The sequence below is a fragment of the Enterobacter hormaechei subsp. xiangfangensis genome, assembly GCF_001729785.1.
GTDB classification, from domain to species: Bacteria; Pseudomonadota; Gammaproteobacteria; order Enterobacterales; family Enterobacteriaceae; genus Enterobacter; species Enterobacter hormaechei_C.
The window spans coordinates 840,125-859,169 of record NZ_CP017183.1 but is presented as its reverse complement, the minus strand read 5'-3'; the positions used below and the strand labels follow the sequence as shown (position 1 = coordinate 859,169).

The 19,045-nt window shown below is 53.9% G+C and carries 17 protein-coding genes; 6 read left to right on the top strand and 11 right to left on the bottom strand.

Going from position 1 to position 19,045, the window contains the following annotated elements; all coding sequences use genetic code 11:
• Window positions 1–18: 18 nt before the first annotated feature.
• The 8 genes from rseP to rpsB all read right to left on the bottom strand — a co-directional run bounded on the left by rseP (window position 19) and on the right by rpsB (window position 7,783).
• Window positions 19–1,371: a sigma E protease regulator RseP gene (gene rseP / locus BFV63_RS04065; protein WP_048241371.1), complete on the bottom strand. Its 1,353-nt coding sequence runs from the start codon at window positions 1,369–1,371 to the stop codon at window positions 19–21.
• 11 nt (window positions 1,372–1,382) lie between these two features.
• On the bottom strand, window positions 1,383–2,240 hold the full coding sequence (gene cdsA, locus BFV63_RS04060; RefSeq protein WP_003856175.1) for a phosphatidate cytidylyltransferase: 858 nt from the start codon (window positions 2,238–2,240) through the stop codon (window positions 1,383–1,385).
• 12 nt (window positions 2,241–2,252) lie between these two features.
• A complete protein-coding gene (gene ispU / locus BFV63_RS04055; RefSeq protein WP_003856176.1) occupies window positions 2,253–3,011 on the bottom strand; it encodes a (2E,6E)-farnesyl-diphosphate-specific ditrans,polycis-undecaprenyl-diphosphate synthase in 759 nt (252 codons plus the stop codon).
• A gap of 185 nt (window positions 3,012–3,196) precedes the next feature.
• Window positions 3,197–4,396: a 1-deoxy-D-xylulose-5-phosphate reductoisomerase gene (gene ispC, locus BFV63_RS04050; protein ID WP_022650418.1), complete on the bottom strand. Its 1,200-nt coding sequence runs from the start codon at window positions 4,394–4,396 to the stop codon at window positions 3,197–3,199.
• Between the two features lie 92 nt (window positions 4,397–4,488).
• Window positions 4,489–5,046 (bottom strand): ribosome recycling factor, encoded by a 558-nt coding sequence (gene frr, locus BFV63_RS04045; protein WP_003856180.1) that lies wholly within the window; start codon window positions 5,044–5,046, stop codon window positions 4,489–4,491.
• Window positions 5,047–5,213: 167 nt separating this feature from the next.
• Complete coding sequence (gene pyrH, locus BFV63_RS04040) at window positions 5,214–5,939, bottom strand: UMP kinase (protein WP_003856194.1); 726 nt, start codon at window positions 5,937–5,939, stop codon at window positions 5,214–5,216.
• 149 nt (window positions 5,940–6,088) lie between these two features.
• Window positions 6,089–6,940 (bottom strand): translation elongation factor Ts, encoded by an 852-nt coding sequence (tsf, locus tag BFV63_RS04035; protein WP_003856196.1) that lies wholly within the window; start codon window positions 6,938–6,940, stop codon window positions 6,089–6,091.
• Between the two features lie 117 nt (window positions 6,941–7,057).
• Window positions 7,058–7,783, bottom strand: coding sequence for a 30S ribosomal protein S2 (gene rpsB, locus BFV63_RS04030; protein WP_003856207.1), 726 nt, complete (start codon window positions 7,781–7,783; stop codon window positions 7,058–7,060).
• 321 nt (window positions 7,784–8,104) lie between these two features.
• On the opposite strand from rpsB, the gene map reads away from it, so the two are divergent.
• The 4 genes from map to BFV63_RS04010 all read left to right on the top strand — a co-directional run bounded on the left by map (window position 8,105) and on the right by BFV63_RS04010 (window position 12,992).
• Window positions 8,105–8,899 (top strand): type I methionyl aminopeptidase, encoded by a 795-nt coding sequence (gene map / locus BFV63_RS04025; RefSeq protein ID WP_003856208.1) that lies wholly within the window; start codon window positions 8,105–8,107, stop codon window positions 8,897–8,899.
• 62 nt (window positions 8,900–8,961) lie between these two features.
• A complete protein-coding gene (gene glnD, locus BFV63_RS04020) occupies window positions 8,962–11,637 on the top strand; it encodes a bifunctional uridylyltransferase/uridylyl-removing protein GlnD (RefSeq protein ID WP_032666890.1) in 2,676 nt (891 codons plus the stop codon).
• A 32-nt stretch (window positions 11,638–11,669) separates the two neighbouring features.
• Window positions 11,670–12,494, top strand: coding sequence for a 2,3,4,5-tetrahydropyridine-2,6-dicarboxylate N-succinyltransferase (gene dapD / locus BFV63_RS04015; protein WP_003856214.1), 825 nt, complete (start codon window positions 11,670–11,672; stop codon window positions 12,492–12,494).
• Window positions 12,495–12,605: 111 nt separating this feature from the next.
• Window positions 12,606–12,992, top strand: coding sequence for a DUF3461 family protein (locus BFV63_RS04010; protein ID WP_003856216.1), 387 nt, complete (start codon window positions 12,606–12,608; stop codon window positions 12,990–12,992).
• Between the two features lie 73 nt (window positions 12,993–13,065).
• Here BFV63_RS04010 and BFV63_RS04005 read toward each other — a convergent pair whose 3' ends face one another.
• From BFV63_RS04005 to dgt, 3 genes are all read right to left on the bottom strand, one after another.
• Window positions 13,066–14,223: a CdaR family transcriptional regulator gene (locus BFV63_RS04005; protein ID WP_003856217.1), complete on the bottom strand. Its 1,158-nt coding sequence runs from the start codon at window positions 14,221–14,223 to the stop codon at window positions 13,066–13,068.
• A 146-nt stretch (window positions 14,224–14,369) separates the two neighbouring features.
• Window positions 14,370–15,803 carry a serine endoprotease DegP gene (degP, locus tag BFV63_RS04000; protein WP_003856219.1) on the bottom strand — a complete coding sequence of 478 codons (1,434 nt, stop codon included), beginning with the start codon at window positions 15,801–15,803 and terminating at the stop codon, window positions 14,370–14,372.
• Window positions 15,804–15,935: 132 nt separating this feature from the next.
• The gene (gene dgt, locus BFV63_RS03995) at window positions 15,936–17,450 is read right to left on the bottom strand and encodes a dGTPase (RefSeq protein WP_069597455.1); all 1,515 of its coding nucleotides are present in this window, start codon (window positions 17,448–17,450) and stop codon (window positions 15,936–15,938) included.
• Between the two features lie 82 nt (window positions 17,451–17,532).
• On the opposite strand from dgt, the gene mtnN reads away from it, so the two are divergent.
• Both mtnN and btuF read left to right on the top strand, forming a co-directional pair.
• The gene (mtnN, locus tag BFV63_RS03990; protein ID WP_003856223.1) at window positions 17,533–18,231 is read left to right on the top strand and encodes a 5'-methylthioadenosine/S-adenosylhomocysteine nucleosidase; all 699 of its coding nucleotides are present in this window, start codon (window positions 17,533–17,535) and stop codon (window positions 18,229–18,231) included.
• Complete coding sequence (gene btuF, locus BFV63_RS03985) at window positions 18,224–19,033, top strand: vitamin B12 ABC transporter substrate-binding protein BtuF (RefSeq protein WP_023315430.1); 810 nt, start codon at window positions 18,224–18,226, stop codon at window positions 19,031–19,033. The genes mtnN and btuF overlap by 8 nt, the downstream gene beginning before the upstream one ends.
• Window positions 19,034–19,045: the final 12 nt, after the last annotated feature.

The following is a 19,045-nucleotide window of genomic DNA, read 5'->3' as shown; positions in this document are numbered from 1 at the left end:
TCTTCCTAACTAACTCTCTTACAACCGAGAGAAATCATTGAAAAGTGCAAGCCCCATTAACAGCACCAGCAAAATCGAGCCAATGCGATAACTAAAGTCTTGAACTCGCTCGGATACCGGTCCGCCTTTTAGCTTTTCAATCGCTAAAAACAGCAAATGGCCCCCATCTAGTACGGGAAGCGGGAACAGGTTGATTATCCCCAGGTTCACGCTAATCAGCGCAAGGAACATGAGATAGTAAATCACCCCGAACTCCGCTGACATCCCAGCCCCCTGAGCAATCGAAATTGGCCCACTGAGGTTGTTCAGTTTCACATCACCGGTTATCAATTTCCCCAACATGTTGACCGTAAGCTTCATCAGCTGCCATGTTTTATCCGTGGCCTCAACGATGGCGCTAAACGGCCCATACTGGCGTATTGTCTTGTACTCATCTGGCAGTGGGATCACTTTCGGCACAACGCCGGCAAACCCTTCCGCCTTACCGCCGCCCGATTTGGTATCCGGGGTGAGAGTCAGTGAGAGCGAACTCCCCTGCCTTTCCACTTCCAGCGCGAGCGGCTTGCCTGGATTATCGCGCACCAGAGTAACAAAGGTCATCCATTGTGTTAATGGCTGACCATCGACTTTAACGATCCTGTCACCCGCTTGTAAACCTGCTTTACTCGCTGCCGATTTGGCCTGTACTTCGGCTAATACCGGCTTGATCTGCGCGCCGCGCGGTCGAATCCCGAGTGCGGCGACAGGGTCCTCTTTGTCTGGCTCAAAGCGCCAGTGGCGTAAATCCAGCACTTTTTCCTGCCGCTGGTCGGAACCAAATGGCGATACGCTGACGGTTGTCTGCTCATCACCGATTTTGGCAACCAGTTGTAACCTCACGGCATCCCAATCAGGGGTTTCGATACCATCAATCGCTTTAAGTTCCATTCCCGGTGTAATTTGCGCCGTTGCCGCAATAGAACCCGTGGTGATTTCTCCCACGACCGGGCGCACGCCAGGCACGCCGATGATAAACACCAGCCAGTAGGCGAAGATAGCGAAGATGAAATTGGCTACCGGGCCGGCAGCGATGATGGCAGCACGTTGTCCAACAGTTTTATTGTTAAACGCGCGATGGCGAAGTTCCGGGGCGACAGGCTCAACGCGTTCGTCGAGCATTTTGACATAGCCGCCCAGGGGAATCAGAGCAATGACAAACTCGGTGCCATGCTTATCGGTACGCTTCCAGAGCGATTTGCCAAAGCCAATCGAGAATCGCTCCACCCGCACACCACAGCGCCGGGCAACCCAGAAATGGCCAAATTCATGCACGGTAATCAGTACACCCAGTGCAACAATGAACGCCGCCAGATTCCAGAGAATGCTCAGCATAAAACCTTCCGTTATATCGTCCCAAACACCAGTAAAAGCAGGCAAGCAAATACAGGAACAGCCGCGGTAAGGCTGTCAATGCGATCCAGTATTCCGCCATGTCCTGGAATCAGGTGACCACTGTCCTTAATCCCTGCTTCACGCTTAAACATACTCTCGGTTAAATCACCCAGCACCGATGCCAGCGCCGCGAAAATCGAACATACCAGCAGCGTGGAGGGGGCAACCTCAAGATTCGCCCAGACCCCATAGCCCCAGGAGATAATTGCTGCCGTAAACAGGCCGCCAATGAAGCCTTGCCAGGTTTTGCCCGGAGAAACCTTTGGCGCCAGTTTATGTTTGCCGAACAGTTTACCAAACATATAGGCCCCGGAGTCAGCCCCCCAGACGAGAATCATCACATAAAGCAGCCATATCGCGCCGCTGTAGTGGTTTTCGTCATAGTGCCAGGCGCGCAGCGCAACCATCCCCCAGAAAAAGGGAACAATCGTGAGCAGACCAAAAATAAGGCGCAACACTTTAGAGTTACGCCAGATCGCCGCAGAGCCTGGATAGAAAAGCACTAAAACAAGCGCAGCAATCCACCAGGCCAGCGATATCCATAAGGATCCGGCAACCAGCGGCTGGTGAACATCGTGATGATATTCAGGCAAGGTATACAGCATCAGGGCCAGTAAAAAACCACAGAGTACCGCCAGCCATACCCGCTGAGTGCGCGAGGTAAAGCCGCTAAGCTGCCCCCATTCCCACGCGGCGAGCATACACACCACCAGCGTAACAATAGCGAATCCCACCGGAGGCAGTAAAAACAGCGCTGCGATGACGACGGGTATTAATACAAAAGCGGAAATCAGGCGATACTTCAGCAAAAGCTACCCCCATCAGGCGTTATCGCCACCAGGCTCGGTGCCGCCGAAACGACGCTCTCGATTGGCAAAGGCATGCAGCGCACCTTCAAAGTCTTGTTCATCAAAATCTGGCCAAAGAACATCCGTAAAGTAAAGTTCGGCGTAGGCAATTTGCCACAGCAAAAAGTTACTAATGCGATGCTCCCCCCCTGTCCTTATAACCAAATCCACGGGTGCCAGTTCATTCATGCAGATTTGCTGACTCAGCGCCTCTTCATCAATCTGGTCGGGTCTTAACAGCCCTTCCTGAACCTGCTCAGCCAGATGCCGAACCCCCTGGATAATATCCCAGCGTCCGCCGTAATTCGCCGCGATATTGAGCGTCAGGCCGGTATTATTTTCCGTCAGCGCTTCTGCTTTGCGAATCCGTTCCTGCAAACGTGAGTTAAAACGACTGGTTTCGCCAATAATACGCAAGCGGACGTTGTGGCGGTGCAGGCTTTTTACTTCGCTATCGAGCGCCCACACGAACAGTTCCATCAACGCAGTCACTTCCTGCGCAGGTCGATTCCAGTTCTCACTGCTAAAAGCATAGAGCGTTAACGCATCAATGCCGTTATTGGCGGCAAAAGAAACGGCGCGGCGAACAGATTTCGCCCCAGCTTTATGCCCAAAGGCTCGTATCTTCCCTTGTCTTTTCGCCCAGCGGCCATTGCCATCCATGATGATTGCAACATGGCGACAGCCATGTGCTGGCAAGTTTTCGCTTATTGGTTGATTCGCAGACAACATAACGCGTTTTTAGTCCCTGAAAGGATTTAACGGTACACAGGAATACTGAAGCCTATACATAAAAAAGCCGTGTCAAACCACGGCTTACCTGACCACTTAAAGCCAAATACCTGCGATCAGGTGGCGCAGACTATATCACTGAAGCCCAACGCTAACAAATAGCACGACGACTAGTGCTTGCTTTATCACCAGCTTGCGAGACGTGTCACCTGTTTACGCGCAACAATGCGTGCCTGTTCATCCACGGCCAGCACCTCTTCCACGCTCTGCGGCTCACGCAAATCCATCATCTCCAGCACGGATAAATTCAACGCGGCGATATCAGTAAAGCGGATCTGCTGGTTCAGGAATGCTTCAACGGTCACTTCATTGGCTGCATTAAGCGCCGTTGTCGCCGCCTGCCCCTGATCGAAGGCCGTCATCGCCAGTTTCAGACAGGGATAACGGTCGTAATCAGGCTCGCTAAACGTCAGTGAACTCAGCTTGCAAAAATCGAGAGGCTTAACGCCCGATTTTACGCGGTTTGGCCACGCCATTGTATGAGCAATTGGCGTACGCATATCCGGTTCGCCCAGCTGGGCCAGCACGCTGCCGTCCTGATAGCGCACCATCGAGTGAATCACCGACTGCGGGTGGATCAGCACTTCCATCTGTTTCGCCGACGCATTGAACAGCCAGCGAGCTTCAATGTATTCCAGACCTTTGTTCATCATGGTGGCCGAATCGACGGAGATCTTACGCCCCATTGACCAGTTCGGATGACGACATGCCTGATCCGGCGTCATTGCGCTCAATTCAGACAGTGGCGTTTCACGGAACGGGCCACCAGACCCGGTAAGCAGAATCGACACAACGCCATTCTGCTCCAGGTCAGCGTACCCCAGGTTTTGTTGAAAAGGTTGGGGTAAACTCTGAAAAATGGCGTTGTGCTCGCTATCGACCGGCAAAAGACGTGCCCCACGCTGTTTTACCGCGTCCATAAAGAGGCGTCCGCAGGTGACCAGCGACTCTTTGTTCGCAAGCAGGACATCTTTTCCCGCATCGATCGCGGCAAGCGTCGGCAGAAGACCCGCCGCCCCGACGATTGCCGCCATAACCTGATCAACTTCATCAAGCGCGGCCATATCGCACGCCGCCTGTTGCCCGCTGAGCACCTCGGTACGGCAGCCCTTCTCCTGCAACAGCGCTTTTACCTGGCGGGCGCTCTCTTCATCATCCATCACCGCAAAACGGGGGGTAAACTCCAGGCACTGTTCGACCATTCGCTGCACGTTTTTTCCGGCCACAAGCGCGGCTACGGTGTAGCTGTCAGGATTATGACGTACAACGTCGAGAGTGCTGCAACCGATAGAGCCGGTCGAGCCGAGGAGAGTGAGATGCTTCATGAGATGCCCAAAAGTTAGATCAGATAAAAGCAAAACGCCGCCAGCAAGACTCAATGTCCTTCTGAACGGCGTTTATCAGTGTACAGCGAAAATCAGAACTGCATCAGTTCCGCTTCTTTTTCTGCCAGCGCCGCATCAATTTTCTTGATGGCCGCGTCGGTCATTTTCTGAATGTCGTCCTGTGAACGACGATCGTCATCTTCGCTGATCTCTTTTTCTTTCAGCAGGGCTTTCACTTTATCGTTCGCATCGCGACGCACGTTACGTACGGAAACGCGACCCTGCTCAGCTTCACCGCGAACCACTTTGATCAGGTCTTTACGACGCTCTTCCGTCAGCGGAGGCAGTGGTACGCGAATATCCGCGCCCGCTGAGCTTGGGTTCAGACCCAGGTCAGATGCCATGATCGCTTTTTCAACGGCCGGGCTCATTGAGCGATCGAACACGTTGATTTTCAGGGTACGGGTATCTTCTACCGTCACGCTCGCCAGCTGACGCAGTGGCGTAGGCGTACCGTAGTATTCTACGATGATGCCATCCAGCAGGCTTGGGGAAGCTCGGCCAGTACGGATTTTGCTGATTTGGTTTTTGAACGCTTCTACGCATTTGTCCATGCGTACTTCAGCATCTTTTCTGATGTCGTTAATCACGTTACGGATCCTTGAAAACTTGTCTCAGGCAGACTATCCGCCAGCACAGCGCTACAGGTGTGCTAAGTATAGTCGCGTTTAATTCATGACAACGCCAAAGGCGCGCCCGGGTAAGATACCACGTCGAAATAAAGCGGAATCTTACCTGTATTTATCGCCGACGGAAATTATTCCGTGATCAAAGTGCCTTCTTTTTCGCCCATAACAACGCGACGCAGCGCGCCAGGCTTGTTCATATTGAAGACACGGATCGGCAGTTTGTGGTCACGAGCCAGCGTAAAGGCGGCAAGATCCATCACTTTTAGCTCTTTTTCCAGCACTTCGCTGTAGCTCAGCTGATCGTACATGGTCGCTGAAGGATCTTTTGCCGGGTCGGCAGTAAACACGCCATCTACTTTGGTCGCTTTCAGCACCACATCGGCTTCGATTTCGATACCGCGCAGGCAGGCTGCGGAATCGGTGGTAAAGAACGGGTTACCCGTACCGGCGGAGAGGATCACCACGCGGTTGTTGCGCAGCAGGCTGATGGCCTCTGCCCAGCTGTAGTTATCGCATACGCCATTCAAAGGAATAGCGGACATCAGGCGAGCGTTCACATAGGCGCGATGAAGCGCATCACGCATCGCCAGGCCATTCATCACGGTTGCCAGCATACCCATGTGGTCGCCCACTACGCGGTTCATCCCCGCTTTCGCCAGACCAGCACCACGGAAAAGGTTGCCACCGCCAATGACCACGCCAACCTGAATACCCAGTTCGACCAGTTCTTTGATTTCCTGTGCCATGCGATCAAGGATGCTTGCGTCAATACCGAAGCCTTCCGATCCTTGCAGCGCTTCGCCACTCAGCTTAAGCAGAATGCGTTTGTACACGGGTTTTGCATTGGTAGCCATGTTTCTTTCCTGAGACTGTCAACGATTAAGATGGGGTTAATTCTGGCGACATGATATGTCGCAAATCAGCACAGCGATACTGGAGCCTGTCTGATTTCGTGAGACGGGTGACAAAAAGAAGCCGCCCTCAGGCGGCTCCTTTTCAATCATTAAGACTGCTTGGACATTGCAGCAACTTCTGCTGCGAAGTCAGTCTCAACTTTCTCGATGCCTTCGCCCACTTCGAAGCGGATGAAGCCAGTTACATCAGCGTTGTGCTCTTTCAGCAGCTGAGCAACAGACTTGCTTGGATCCATTACGAAAGGCTGGCCAGTCAGAGAAACTTCGCCGGTGAATTTCTTCATGCGGCCTTCAACCATTTTCTCTGCGATTTCTTTTGGCTTACCAGACTGCATCGCGATGTCCAACTGAACCTGGTACTCTTTCTCTACCACTTCAGCAGACACGTCTTCTGGCTTAACGAATTCTGGTTTGCTTGCAGCGATGTGCATTGCCAGCTGTTTAACCAGCTCTTCGTCAGCGCCTTTAGCCGCAACCAGAACACCGATACGCGCGCCGTGCTGGTAAGAGCCCAGAACGTCACCTTCCAGGGAAGCAACGCGACGGATGTTGATGTTCTCACCGATTTTAGCAACCAGCGCAACACGCTCTTCTTCGAACTGTGCTTTCAGAACTTCAACGTCAGTGATTTTGCCTGCAACCGCTGCGTCCAGAACTTTGTTAGCAAATGCCTGGAAACCAGCATCTTTAGCAACGAAGTCAGTCTGGCAGTTAACTTCCAGAATGATGCCGTAGTTGCCGTCGATTTTGGTGATGATCACGCCGTCAGCAGCAACGTTGCCTGCTTTCTTAGCTGCTTTGATCGCACCGGATTTACGCATGTTTTCGATTGCCAGCTCGATGTCGCCGTTCGCTTCGGTCAGCGCTTTTTTGCAATCCATCATGCCTGCGCCAGTACGCTCGCGCAGCTCTTTTACCAGGGATGCGGTAATTTCAGCCATTCTTAAATCCTCGGGAGATGTGAACTGCCCGGCCGGGAGCCAAACAGTATAAATTGAAAAAAGGGGCCGATAATGGGCCCCTATTCATACACGGTACTAATAAGGGGTAAAACCTTATTATTCAGCTTCTACGAAGCTTTCTTCCGCCTGAGAAGCCAGATCCTGGGAACGGCCTTCACGAACGGTAGCAGCTACAGCGCTCAGATACAGGCTAACAGCACGGATTGCGTCGTCGTTACCCGGGATAACGAAGTCAACACCGTCCGGATCGGAGTTGGTATCAACGATAGCGAATACCGGGATACCCAGGTTGTTAGCTTCTTTGATTGCGATGTGCTCGTGGTCTGCATCGATTACGAACAGCGCGTCTGGCAGGCCGCCCATATCTTTGATACCGCCCAGGCTGTTTTCCAGCTTGTCCAGTTCACGAGTGCGCATCAGCGCTTCTTTCTTAGTCAGCTTATCGAAAGTACCGTCCTGAGACTGGGTTTCCAGATCTTTCAGGCGCTTGATGGACTGACGAACAGTTTTCCAGTTGGTCAGCATGCCGCCCAACCAGCGATGGTTCACGAAGAACTGGTCGCAGCTGTTAGCAGCATCTTTCACAGCTTCGCTTGCAGCGCGCTTAGTACCAACGAACAGAATCTTACCTTTACGGGAAGAGATCTTGTTCAGCTCAGCCAGGGCTTCGTTGAACATTGGTACAGTCTTCTCAAGGTTGATGATGTGAACTTTGTTACGTGCGCCGAAGATGAAAGGCTTCATTTTCGGGTTCCAGTAACGGGTCTGGTGACCGAAGTGAACACCAGCCTTGAGCATGTCGCGCATGGAAACAGTTGCCATGTTTAAAACCTCTATATTGAAAGTTGGGGTTATGCCTCCACGTATCCCATATTACCGACCCCGAAGGGCACCCCGGAATATGTGCCGATACGTGTGTGTTGTTACACAAAGTGAGATTTGTCGCTCCCGTCCAGCCTGTGTATCTGAGATGGATCGGAAGTCCGGCGCGCTTTATATCACAAAACACGGCCAGAAACCAATAATTGTTGGCGGAGTGTGCTGTTAATGATTCTCAATTTGGCACGGGGTGCGCCTGACTGATACCATTGACAACACTTACACTAGTATTGTCGAAAAAATCGACACCGATGGACAGATTACATGGCTATCTCTATTAAGACACCTGAAGAAATTGAAAAGATGCGCGTCGCCGGTCGTCTGGCCGCGGACGTGCTGGAAATGATTGAGCCGTTTGTGAAACCGGGCGTCAGCACTGGCGAACTGGATCGCATCTGTAACGACTATATCGTCAACGAGCAGCACGCGGTCTCCGCCTGCCTTGGCTATCACGGTTTCCCGAAATCCGTCTGCATCTCTATTAATGAAGTGGTTTGCCACGGCATTCCGGATGACGAGAAGCTGCTGAAAGATGGCGACATCGTCAACATCGACGTGACCGTCATCAAAGACGACTACCACGGCGACACCTCTAAGATGTTCATCGTTGGCAAGCCAACGATTCTGGGCGAGCGTCTGTGCAAAGTAACGCAAGAGAGCCTCTACCTGGCGCTGAAAATGGTGAAGCCGGGCATCCGCCTGCGCACCATCGGCGCCGCAATCCAGAAATTTGTGGAAGCGGAAGGTTTCTCCGTGGTGCGCGAATATTGCGGTCACGGTATTGGTCGTGTGTTCCATGAAGAACCGCAGGTTCTGCACTACGATGCAGACGACGGCGGCGTAGTGCTGCAAAAGGGCATGACCTTCACGATCGAGCCAATGGTCAACGCGGGTGATTACCGCATCCGTACCATGAAAGATGGCTGGACGGTAAAAACCAAAGACAGAAGCTTGTCTGCCCAGTACGAGCATACTATTGTGGTTACAGACAACGGCTGCGAAATTATGACGTTGCGCAAGGATGACACCATCCCGGCGATACTGACGAACATTGAGTGATAAGAAGCCGGCGAATGCCGGCTTTTTTAATGGCGATAGCTTTTTCTTATGGGTGGCGCACGATGAGTAATCTCTTACCCGAACAGTATGCTAACACAGCACTTCCCACCCTCCCCGACCAGCCTGATAACCCGGGCGTCTGGCCACCGCATGAACTGACCTGCGCGCATATCAAAGCCCACATGGAGGTTTTCCATCGCTGGCTGGGTAACGCATTTGACGCAGGCGTTTCGGCCGAGCAGCTCATTGAAGCGCGCACCGAATTTATCGACCAGCTCCTGCAACGTCTCTGGATCGACTACGGTTTCGGACAGGTGAGCGACGTCGCGCTGGTTGCTGTTGGCGGCTATGGCCGGGGTGAACTGCATCCGCTCTCTGATATCGACCTGCTGATCTTAAGCCGTAAAAAACTGCCGGACGATCGGGCGCAGAAAATCGGTGAACTGTTGACCCTGCTCTGGGACGTAAAGCTGGAAGTGGGCCACAGCGTACGCACGCTGGAAGAGTGTCTGCTGGAAGGGTTATCTGACCTGACCGTCGCCACCAACCTGATTGAAACCCGCCTCCTGATTGGCGACGTGGCGCTGTTCCTCGAACTGCAAAAGCACATCTTTAGCGACGGCTTCTGGCCTTCGGAAAAATTCTTCGCTGCGAAAGTCGAAGAACAAAACCAGCGCCACCAGCGCTATCACGGTACCAGCTATAATCTCGAACCGGATATTAAAAGCAGCCCCGGTGGCCTGCGCGATATCCACACGCTGCAATGGGTCGCCCGTCGCCATTTTGGGGCAACATCGCTGGACGAAATGGTCGGGTTTGGTTTTCTGACCGAAGCCGAACGTAACGAACTCAATGAGTGTCTGCATCTGCTGTGGCGCATCCGTTTTGCCCTGCACCTGGAAGTCACCCGCTACGATAACCGCCTGCTGTTTGACCGACAGCTCAGCGTGGCGCAGCGCCTGAATTACCAGGGCGAGGGCAACGAGCCGGTCGAGCAAATGATGAAGGATTTCTTCCGCGTCACCCGCCGCGTCTCTGAGCTGAACCAGATGCTGTTACAGCTGTTCGATGAGGCGATCCTCGCGCTGACGGCTGACGAAAAACCGCGTCCGATTGATGACGAATTTCAGCTGCGCGGCACGCTGATCGATCTGCGCGACGAAACGCTGTTCATTCGCGAACCGGAAGCGATCCTGCGAATGTTCTATACCATGGTGCGCAACAGCACGATCACCGGGATCTACTCCACTACCCTGCGTCATCTGCGCCATGCACGGCGTCATCTGAAGCAGCCGCTGTGTTACATCCCGGAGGCGCGCTCGTTGTTCCTGAGCATGCTTCGTCATCCGGGCGCCGTCAGCCGCGGACTGCTGCCAATGCACCGTCACAGCGTGCTGTGGGCCTATATGCCTCAGTGGTCGCATATTGTCGGGCAGATGCAGTTCGACCTGTTTCACGCCTATACGGTGGATGAGCACACGATCCGCGTCATGCTGAAGCTGGAAAGTTTCGCTAAAGAAGAGACGCGATCCCGCCATCCGCTGTGCGTTGATCTGTGGCCACGTCTGGCACACCCGGAGCTGATCCTGATCGCTGCTCTGTTCCATGATATCGCCAAAGGTCGCGGCGGCGACCACTCCGTACTCGGTGCCCAGGACGTGCTGAAATTTGCCGAGCTGCACGGCCTGAACTCGCGTGAAACGCAGCTTATCGCCTGGCTGGTTCGCCATCATCTGCTGATGTCGGTTACCGCTCAGCGTCGTGATATTCAGGATCCGGAAGTGATCAAGCAGTTCGCCGAGGAAGTGCAAACGGAGAACCGCCTGCGCTACCTGGTCTGCCTGACGGTAGCCGATATCTGCGCCACCAACGAAACCCTGTGGAACAGCTGGAAGCAGAGCCTGCTGCGCGAGCTGTATTTCGCTACCGAAAAACAGCTGCGTCGCGGGATGCAGAATACCCCGGACATGCGCGAGCGTGTGCGCCATCACCAGTTGCAAGCGCTGGCCCTGCTGCGCATGGATAACATCAACGAAGAGGCACTGCATCAGATTTGGGCGCGCTGTCGCGCCAACTACTTTGTACGCCACAGCCCAAACCAGCTTGCCTGGCACGCCCGGCATCTGCTGAAGCACGACCTGACGAAACCGATGATTCTGCTTAGCCCGCAGGCCACACGCGGCGGGACGGAGATCTTTATCTGGAGCCCGGACCGGCCTTATTTGTTTGCAGCGGTCTGTGCCGAGCTGGACAGGCGTAACCTGAGCGTTCACGACGCGCAGATTTTTACCACCCGCGACGGCATGGCGATGGACACCTTTATTGTGCTGGAGCCGGACGGCAGCCCGCTATCGTCGGACAGGCATGAGGGGATACGCTTTGGCCTTGAGCAGGCGATTACGCAGCGCAGCTGGCAACCTCCGCAGCCGCGCCGTCAGGCGGCAAAACTGCGCCACTTTACCGTCGATACCGAGGTCAATTTCCTGCCGACCCATACCGACCGTAAATCGTTCCTTGAGCTGATTGCGCTCGACCAGCCAGGGCTACTCGCCCGCGTCGGCCAGGTTTTTGCCGATCTGGGAATTTCGCTTCACGGCGCCCGAATTACAACGATTGGCGAACGAGTAGAAGATTTATTTATAATCGCGACGGCCGACCGGCGTGCCCTTAATAATGACCTGCAACTTGAAGTGCAACAACGGTTGACAGCAGCCCTCAATCCAAACGATAAAGGGTGACGTGTTTTTTAGTGAAATGGAAAGAGTAAACAATGCAGCAGTTACAGAACGTTATTGAGTCCGCTTTTGAGCGTCGCGCCGACATCACTCCGGCAAATGTGGATACCGTGACCCGTGAAGCGGTAAACCAGGTTATTTCCCTGCTGGATTCCGGCGCGCTGCGCGTGGCAGAAAAAATCGACGGTCAGTGGGTTACTCATCAATGGCTGAAGAAAGCTGTGCTGCTCTCTTTCCGCATCAACGATAACCAGGTTATCGACGGAGCAGAAAGCCGCTACTTCGATAAAGTGCCAATGAAATTTGCGGATTACGACGAAGCGCGCTTTCAGAAAGAGGGCTTCCGCGTAGTACCACCGGCAGCCGTTCGTCAGGGGGCATTCATCGCACGCAACACCGTGCTGATGCCATCCTACGTGAACATCGGCGCCTACGTTGACGAAGGCACCATGGTGGACACCTGGGCTACCGTCGGCTCCTGCGCGCAGATCGGTAAAAACGTTCACCTGTCCGGCGGCGTGGGCATCGGTGGCGTTCTTGAGCCACTTCAGGCTAACCCAACCATCATCGAAGACAACTGCTTCATCGGCGCACGTTCCGAAGTGGTTGAAGGCGTGATCGTCGAAGAAGGTTCTGTGATCTCCATGGGCGTGTACATTGGCCAGAGCACCCGTATTTACGATCGCGAAACCGGTGAAATTCACTACGGCCGCGTTCCAGCCGGTTCCGTTGTGGTTTCCGGCAACCTGCCGTCTAAAGATGGCAAATACAGCCTGTATTGCGCGGTCATCGTGAAAAAAGTGGACGCGAAAACGCGCGGTAAAGTAGGCATCAATGAACTGCTGCGCACCATCGATTAATCGGGTATAACAAAAAGCGGGGGCAACCCCGCTTTTTTTATATCCGAAGGTGGCGAAAATAGATTTTTTCGTTAATTATTCATAGGTTATGTTGAGATCAAGGGTACCGCTATGTACGATAATCTGAAAAGTCTGGGCATTACCAATCCTGATGAAATTGATCGTTATAGTCTTCGCCAGGAAGCCAATAACGATATTTTGAAAATCTATTTTCACAAGGACAAAGGAGAGTTCTTCGCCAAAAGCGTGAAGTTTAAATACCCTCGCCAGCGTAAGACCGTTGTCGCTGACGGTATCGGTCAGGGATATAAAGAAGTACAGGAAATCAGCCCTAACCTGCGCTACGTGATCGACGAACTCGATCAAATCTGCCAGCGCGATCGCAGCGAAGTCGATCTGAAACGTAAGATCCTTGACGACCTGCGTCACCTGGAAAGCGTAGTCACCAATAAGATCAGCGAGATTGAAGCGGATCTTGAGAAATTGACGCGGAAATAAGTTATTCCGGTGCGGTCTGATGCCCTCACCCCGGCCCTCTCCCACAGGGAGAGGGTGAAAACCACACACAACATTATCTCTGCTCATCCAGCTGCAACGCCACATACAGCAGTAGCCGGTCGTCAAAATTCCCTAAATCCAGCCCCGTCAGTTCCGAGATCCGGTTAAGCCGATACTCCAGCGTATTACGGTGAATAAACAGCGCTTTTGACGTTGCCAGCGGCTGCACGTTATGCCGGAACCACGCCTGCAACGTGCGGCGCAGCAGCCCGTTGTTGTCCATCGCTTTCAGACGCACCAGCGGGCGCGCCAGCTCGTTGGCCTGCCAGCCACCGCGCAGGCTGTCGAGCAGGACCGGCAGCATCAGATCCTGATAGAAATAACTGCGGCTCTCCGGCATGCGCTGTTTACCCACCATCATGGTGGTGCGCGCCGTTCGCCATGAACGGGCGATACTCCCCGGCCCGGTAAAGTAATTTCCCAGCGCGACGCGAAAACGGAGCTGTCCGTTCTCCTTCATGCGCTCGATGAGCAGCTCAACGCGGCGACGATGATCTTCCGCGTCCCAGCGGCCAAACTGATTAAGCGCAGGCTTGAGCACCACCATTTCCGTTAAAGAGACGATTGCCACAAGGTTGTTACGCTCCGGCGTCGCCAGCATGTTTTGCAGCTGCTGTAGTTCCACCATGGCGCTGTCCACGCCAAGCTGGCCGCTATCCACCTCAATAACGGCAACCACGCGCGGCTGATTCAGGTCGATACCCAGACGCTGCGCCCACTCGCTCAGGGCAGGCGTATGCTCCTCCGCCTGAATCAAATTCATCACCAGCTCTTCGCGCAGGCGGCTGTCCTGGGCGAGCAGGTGCATCAGACGCGACTGCTCCAGCATCATCTCCGCCGTCATGCAGACCAGCTCACCGTATTTACGCAGCGATTCAGGATCGCCGGTCAGACCGATAACGCCAACAATCTCTCCTTCCAGACGCAGCGGCAGGTTGATCCCCTGACGAACCCCGTGCAGATGTTTCGCCACGGCGTCATCGATGTCGACCACGCGCCCCTGAGAGAGCACCAGCAACGCCCCTTCGTGCAATTCCCCAATACGCTCACGATCGCCGCTGCCGATAATGCGCCCACGGGCATCCATTACGTTGATATTGGTATCAATGATGCGCATGGTTCGCGCCACGATATCCTGCGCCATTTTGGTATCAAGATGCCAGCCAGCCATAAAACCCTCCCGTGAGCAGAGCTCAAGCATAGGGAAGTTCAGCTAAGGCTGCATTGTGCAGATGCCCAAAGGCAGAGAGAGATGTATGGAGTTGTGGGAAAGGTCACAGAAACGAGAAAGCCCCTGCGAACAGGGGCTTAAGATGATTACTGCATCAGGAGATAAATAGAAGTATCACCACGCTGAATATTCAGTGCCAGCACGGACGGCTTGCTGTCGAGAATTTTGCGCAGTTCAGCGATGTTTTTCACCGGCTGCTGGTTAGCGCCCATGATCACATCACCTTTTTTCAGGCCGATACGGGCAGCAGGTGAGTTCGCTTTCACGTTGTTCACCACCACGCCTTTATCTGCCCCTTTGTTGCTCATCTCAGCACCTTCAATACCGCTGAAGATGGTGCTGGAATCCACCTGATTCTGACTGCTCTGTTGCAGTTCCAGGCTCACGTTAACCGGCTTACCTTCACGCAGCAGGCCGAGGGTCACTTTACTGCCGATTGGCATAGAACCCACTTCCGCACGCAGGGCGGCAAAGCTGCTGATCGGTTTACCGTTCAGAGAGGTGATCACGTCACCCGCTTTAATGCCGGCTTTCGCCGCCGAGGAGTTCGGCATGACCTGGCTTACGAATGCGCCGCGCTGAGCGTCTACTTTCATCGCTTTCGCCAGCTCGGAGTTCAGCTCGGTACCCATGATACCCAGCTCACCGCGTTTCACCTGTCCATATTGCACCATCTGCGCAGTCAGGTTTTTCACCATGTTGCTCGGGATAGCAAAGCCGATACCGATGTTGCCACCGTCCGGTGCCAGGATAGCGGTGTTGATACCGATCAGTTCACCATTCAGGTTAACCAGCGCACCGCCGGAATTACCACGGTTAATGGCCGCATCCGTCTGGATGAAGTTTTCATAGTTTTCCGCATTCAGGCCGCTACGTCCCAGCGCCGAGACGATACCCGAGGTCACGGTTTCGCCCAGACCAAACGGGTTACCGATGGCGACGGTGTAGTCACCCACGCGCAGCGCGTCAGAGTCGGCAAGCTTAATCGCCGTCAGGTTCTTCGGATCCTGGATTTGAATCAGCGCGATATCGGAGCGCGGGTCTTTACCGACCACTTTGGCATCGAATTTACGGCCATCGCTCATCTGCACCTTAATGGTGTTAGCATTATCCACCACGTGGTTATTGGTCACCACGTAGCCTTTGGCTGCATCAATAATCACGCCCGAGCCGAGTGCCATGAATTTCTGCTGCTGGCCGCCGCCCATGCCGTCATCCCCTGCACCGCCGCCCTGACAGAACGGGGAGCTCTGGAATGGCGAACCGTCCTGGCAGAATGGCGAATTGTCGCCGAAGAACTGCTGGAAATTACGCGGCATACGCGGCGTATTGACGGTTGTGCTGCCCTCAACGTTAATACTCACCACCGATGGCATCACTTTTTCGAGCATCGGGGCCAGGCTTGGCATCTGCTGCGCAGTCGCTGCCGAGGAAGCTGTCTCGGCCGCCGTCGCCAGAGGGGACAGCGCTAAACCTAAACTCAGAGCCAGTGCACTCATTGCTAATGTGGTTTTTTTCATGTTTCTCAATCTCGATTTACCAGATAACGCAAAATTGCTGTGTAACTCAGATTCGTTTTATACCGCTTAGTTCCGGGATTAAGTTTATGGAAAAAGTAAAAATTTATTGGTCGTCTTTACAAAACTCATGGCTTATTCAACGGCCATAAGCTTGCGGTATTCATCCCAGGCATACAAATCTGTCATCCCGCTGATATAGTCCTGGATAAGACGACAGCGATAATAATATTCCATGACTGGCCATTGGGAAGAATGACGATCTATTTTACTGACGGCTTCAATGTATGCCAGCCGGTGGCGCGTTGAAAGCTTCTGATAGAGACGAGATTCAATCGGCAGGCGGCGAACACGTTCATTTTCGACCAGCTCGCTAAACTCATCGACCGTCAGCTGGAGCAGCGGGCCATAAATTTCCAGCAACCCGCTAATAACCCGGTATCCTTGCAGCTCCAGCTGTTCGACATCCGGGTGGCTGAAAACATGGCGGACAGCCACGTTTTTATATAATTCAAGAAGCTGGCTAAAACTGCTCTCATCTTCCAGCAGGGCGTGATTAAATTCCCCGCTAAATATCATCGGCAAATTATCAATGAAACGGGCGGCTGCATACGGCACCAGTTTATTCAGCGTGTTTACTCGCAAATACATAAAGAACTGATCTTCGGTACTGCGGCTCAGCGAATTTGAACGCGATTTATCCCAGGCATTCTCGACGACCTGCGCAAACAGAGAACCTTTTTCATGCTCTCCCCAGGCATCATGAAGATGCTGATACAGCTCCTCGACGCTGAATATTCTTTTTTCCACCGCGTCTTCCAGATCGGCCACGCAATAAGAAATGTCATCAGCCGCTTCCATAATCCATGTCAATGGAAAACGGCCATTGGGGGTCAGAGACAGTTCTTTACGCAACCGCGCGATATATGCTTCTTCCGATAAGTAATAGCCCGGTTTTTTCATCAGGTAGCTATGCGTGGCGGGCGTTTCTCCGGTCCACCACGCGGGACGCGTGTATTTAAGAATACAGCCCACCTGGGCCCAGTTCAGATTCATGCGCATCAGGGAGTGCACCAAACGGATCCCCTGCGCGTTACCTTCGAAATGACACAGATCCTGGCGCACCTTACGGCGCAGATCGTTCAGGCTATCTTCACCTTCACGCAGGCTTAAATCGCGTACCACACAGCGGTCATCGCTGAGCGGCTGGCTTATGGCATCAGAGGGAAAAAGCCGCTGTTTAAACCAGTCATTGATGGCGGCCTCGCCGAAATGACCAAAGGGAGGATTGCCGATATCGTGCATCAGGCAGGCCATCTCAACGATGCTTTCGAACGGGCCGGTGAGTTCATCCAGTCCGTAGGTTTCCAGCAGACGTTGCTCTTTAAGGCGGCTGAGGATCTCTTTCGCAATGTAGCGCCCCACCTGCTGCACTTCCATGGAGTGCGTTAACCGCGTACGCACCGCGGCGTTACGCTCCAGCGGGAACACCTGGGTTTTTTGCTGTAACCGGCGGATGGCGGGCGAATTGATGATGCGTCCGCGATCGCTTTCAAAAATGCGCAGGATCTCATGTTCGCTCTTATCGCCCTGTGGCGAACGGAAACGTCGGTGCCAGTTAATTTTGGTGCGAAAATCGATTGGTGCCATGTGCTCCCCCGCGTGAGAATGCGTTTCCCCTTAACCGCATGATAGACTATGCATCTTAACAAGGCACATCGCGAGTAAATCTATGAAAATCGGCATTATTGGTGCAATGGAAGAAGAAGTTACGCTGCTGCGTGACAAAATTGAGAACCGTCAGACCCTCTCCCTCGGTGGCTGTGAGATCTACACCGGCCAGCTGAACGGTGTTGACGTGGCTCTGCTGAAATCAGGCATCGGTAAAGTTGCAGCGGCACTGGGCGCGACCCTGCTGCTTGAGCGCTGCAAGCCTGACGTTATCATTAATACAGGTTCTGCGGGCGGTCTGGCGCCGACGCTGAAAGTGGGCGATATTGTGGTTTCCGACGAAGCGCGTTACCACGATGCAGACGTCACCGCATTCGGCTACGAATATGGTCAGCTTCCGGGCTGCCCGGCCGGGTTTAAAGCGGATGATAAGCTGATTGCCGCCGCTGAAAGCTGCATCAACGAGCTGAACCTCAATGCGGTGCGTGGCCTGATCGTCAGCGGCGATGCCTTTATCAACGGCTCTGTTGGTCTGGCGAAAATCCGTCATAACTTCCCGCAGGCTGTGGCCGTTGAGATGGAAGCCACGGCCATTGCGCACGTGTGCCATAACTTCAGCGTGCCGTTCGTGGTCGTTCGCGCGATCTCTGACGTAGCGGACCAGCAGTCCCACATCAGCTTCGACGAGTTCCTGGCCGTTGCGGCCAAGCAGTCCACCGTGATGGTGGAAACCCTGGTGCAGAAACTGGCGCGTGGGTAAGGTGTCATTCAGGGCGCTGGTCGCCCTGCTTCTGTTCGCTCCGGCCTGGCTCATCGCCGCGCCGCGGGTGATCACACTCTCCCCTGCCAATACGGAACTGGCTTTTGCCGCCGGGATCACGCCCGTTGCGGTGAGCAGCTTTTCCGATTATCCACCGCAGGCCGCCCAAATCGAACAGGTTGCCACCTGGCAGGGAATGAATCTGGAACGCATCGTTGCGCTAAAGCCCGATCTGGTACTCGCCTGGCGCGGCGGTAATGCCGAACGGCAGGTAAACCAGCTCTCTTCGCTGGGAATAACGGTTAAATGGGTGGACGCGGTGAGCATCGAACAGGTGTCGCAAACCCTCCGTGACCTCGCGCCCTTCAGCCCTACCCCCCAACGCGCCGGACAGGCTGCACAGCAGATGCTCAACGACTATGCCGCGCTAAAAGCCCGATACGGCACGCAACCGAAACAACGCGTTTTTCTGCAATTTGGCAGCCAGCCGCTGTTCACTACCGGGAAAGGTTCGATCCAGAACCAGGTGCTTGAAACCTGTGGAGGTGAAAATATCTTTGCCGAAAGCCGGGTCCCCTGGCCCCAGGTCAGTCGTGAGCAGGTTCTGGCGCGACAACCGCAGGCCATTGTGGTGGTCGGAAATGCGAGCGAGATTCCTAAAATAGAACAATTCTGGCATCGGCAGCTTAAAATTCCGGTCATCGCACTCAACAGCGACTGGTTTGAACGCGCCAGCCCGCGTATTATCCTCGCCGCAAAACAACTCTGCGCCGAACTGGCAGAGAGTCACTCAAACAGATAAATACCCCCTTCG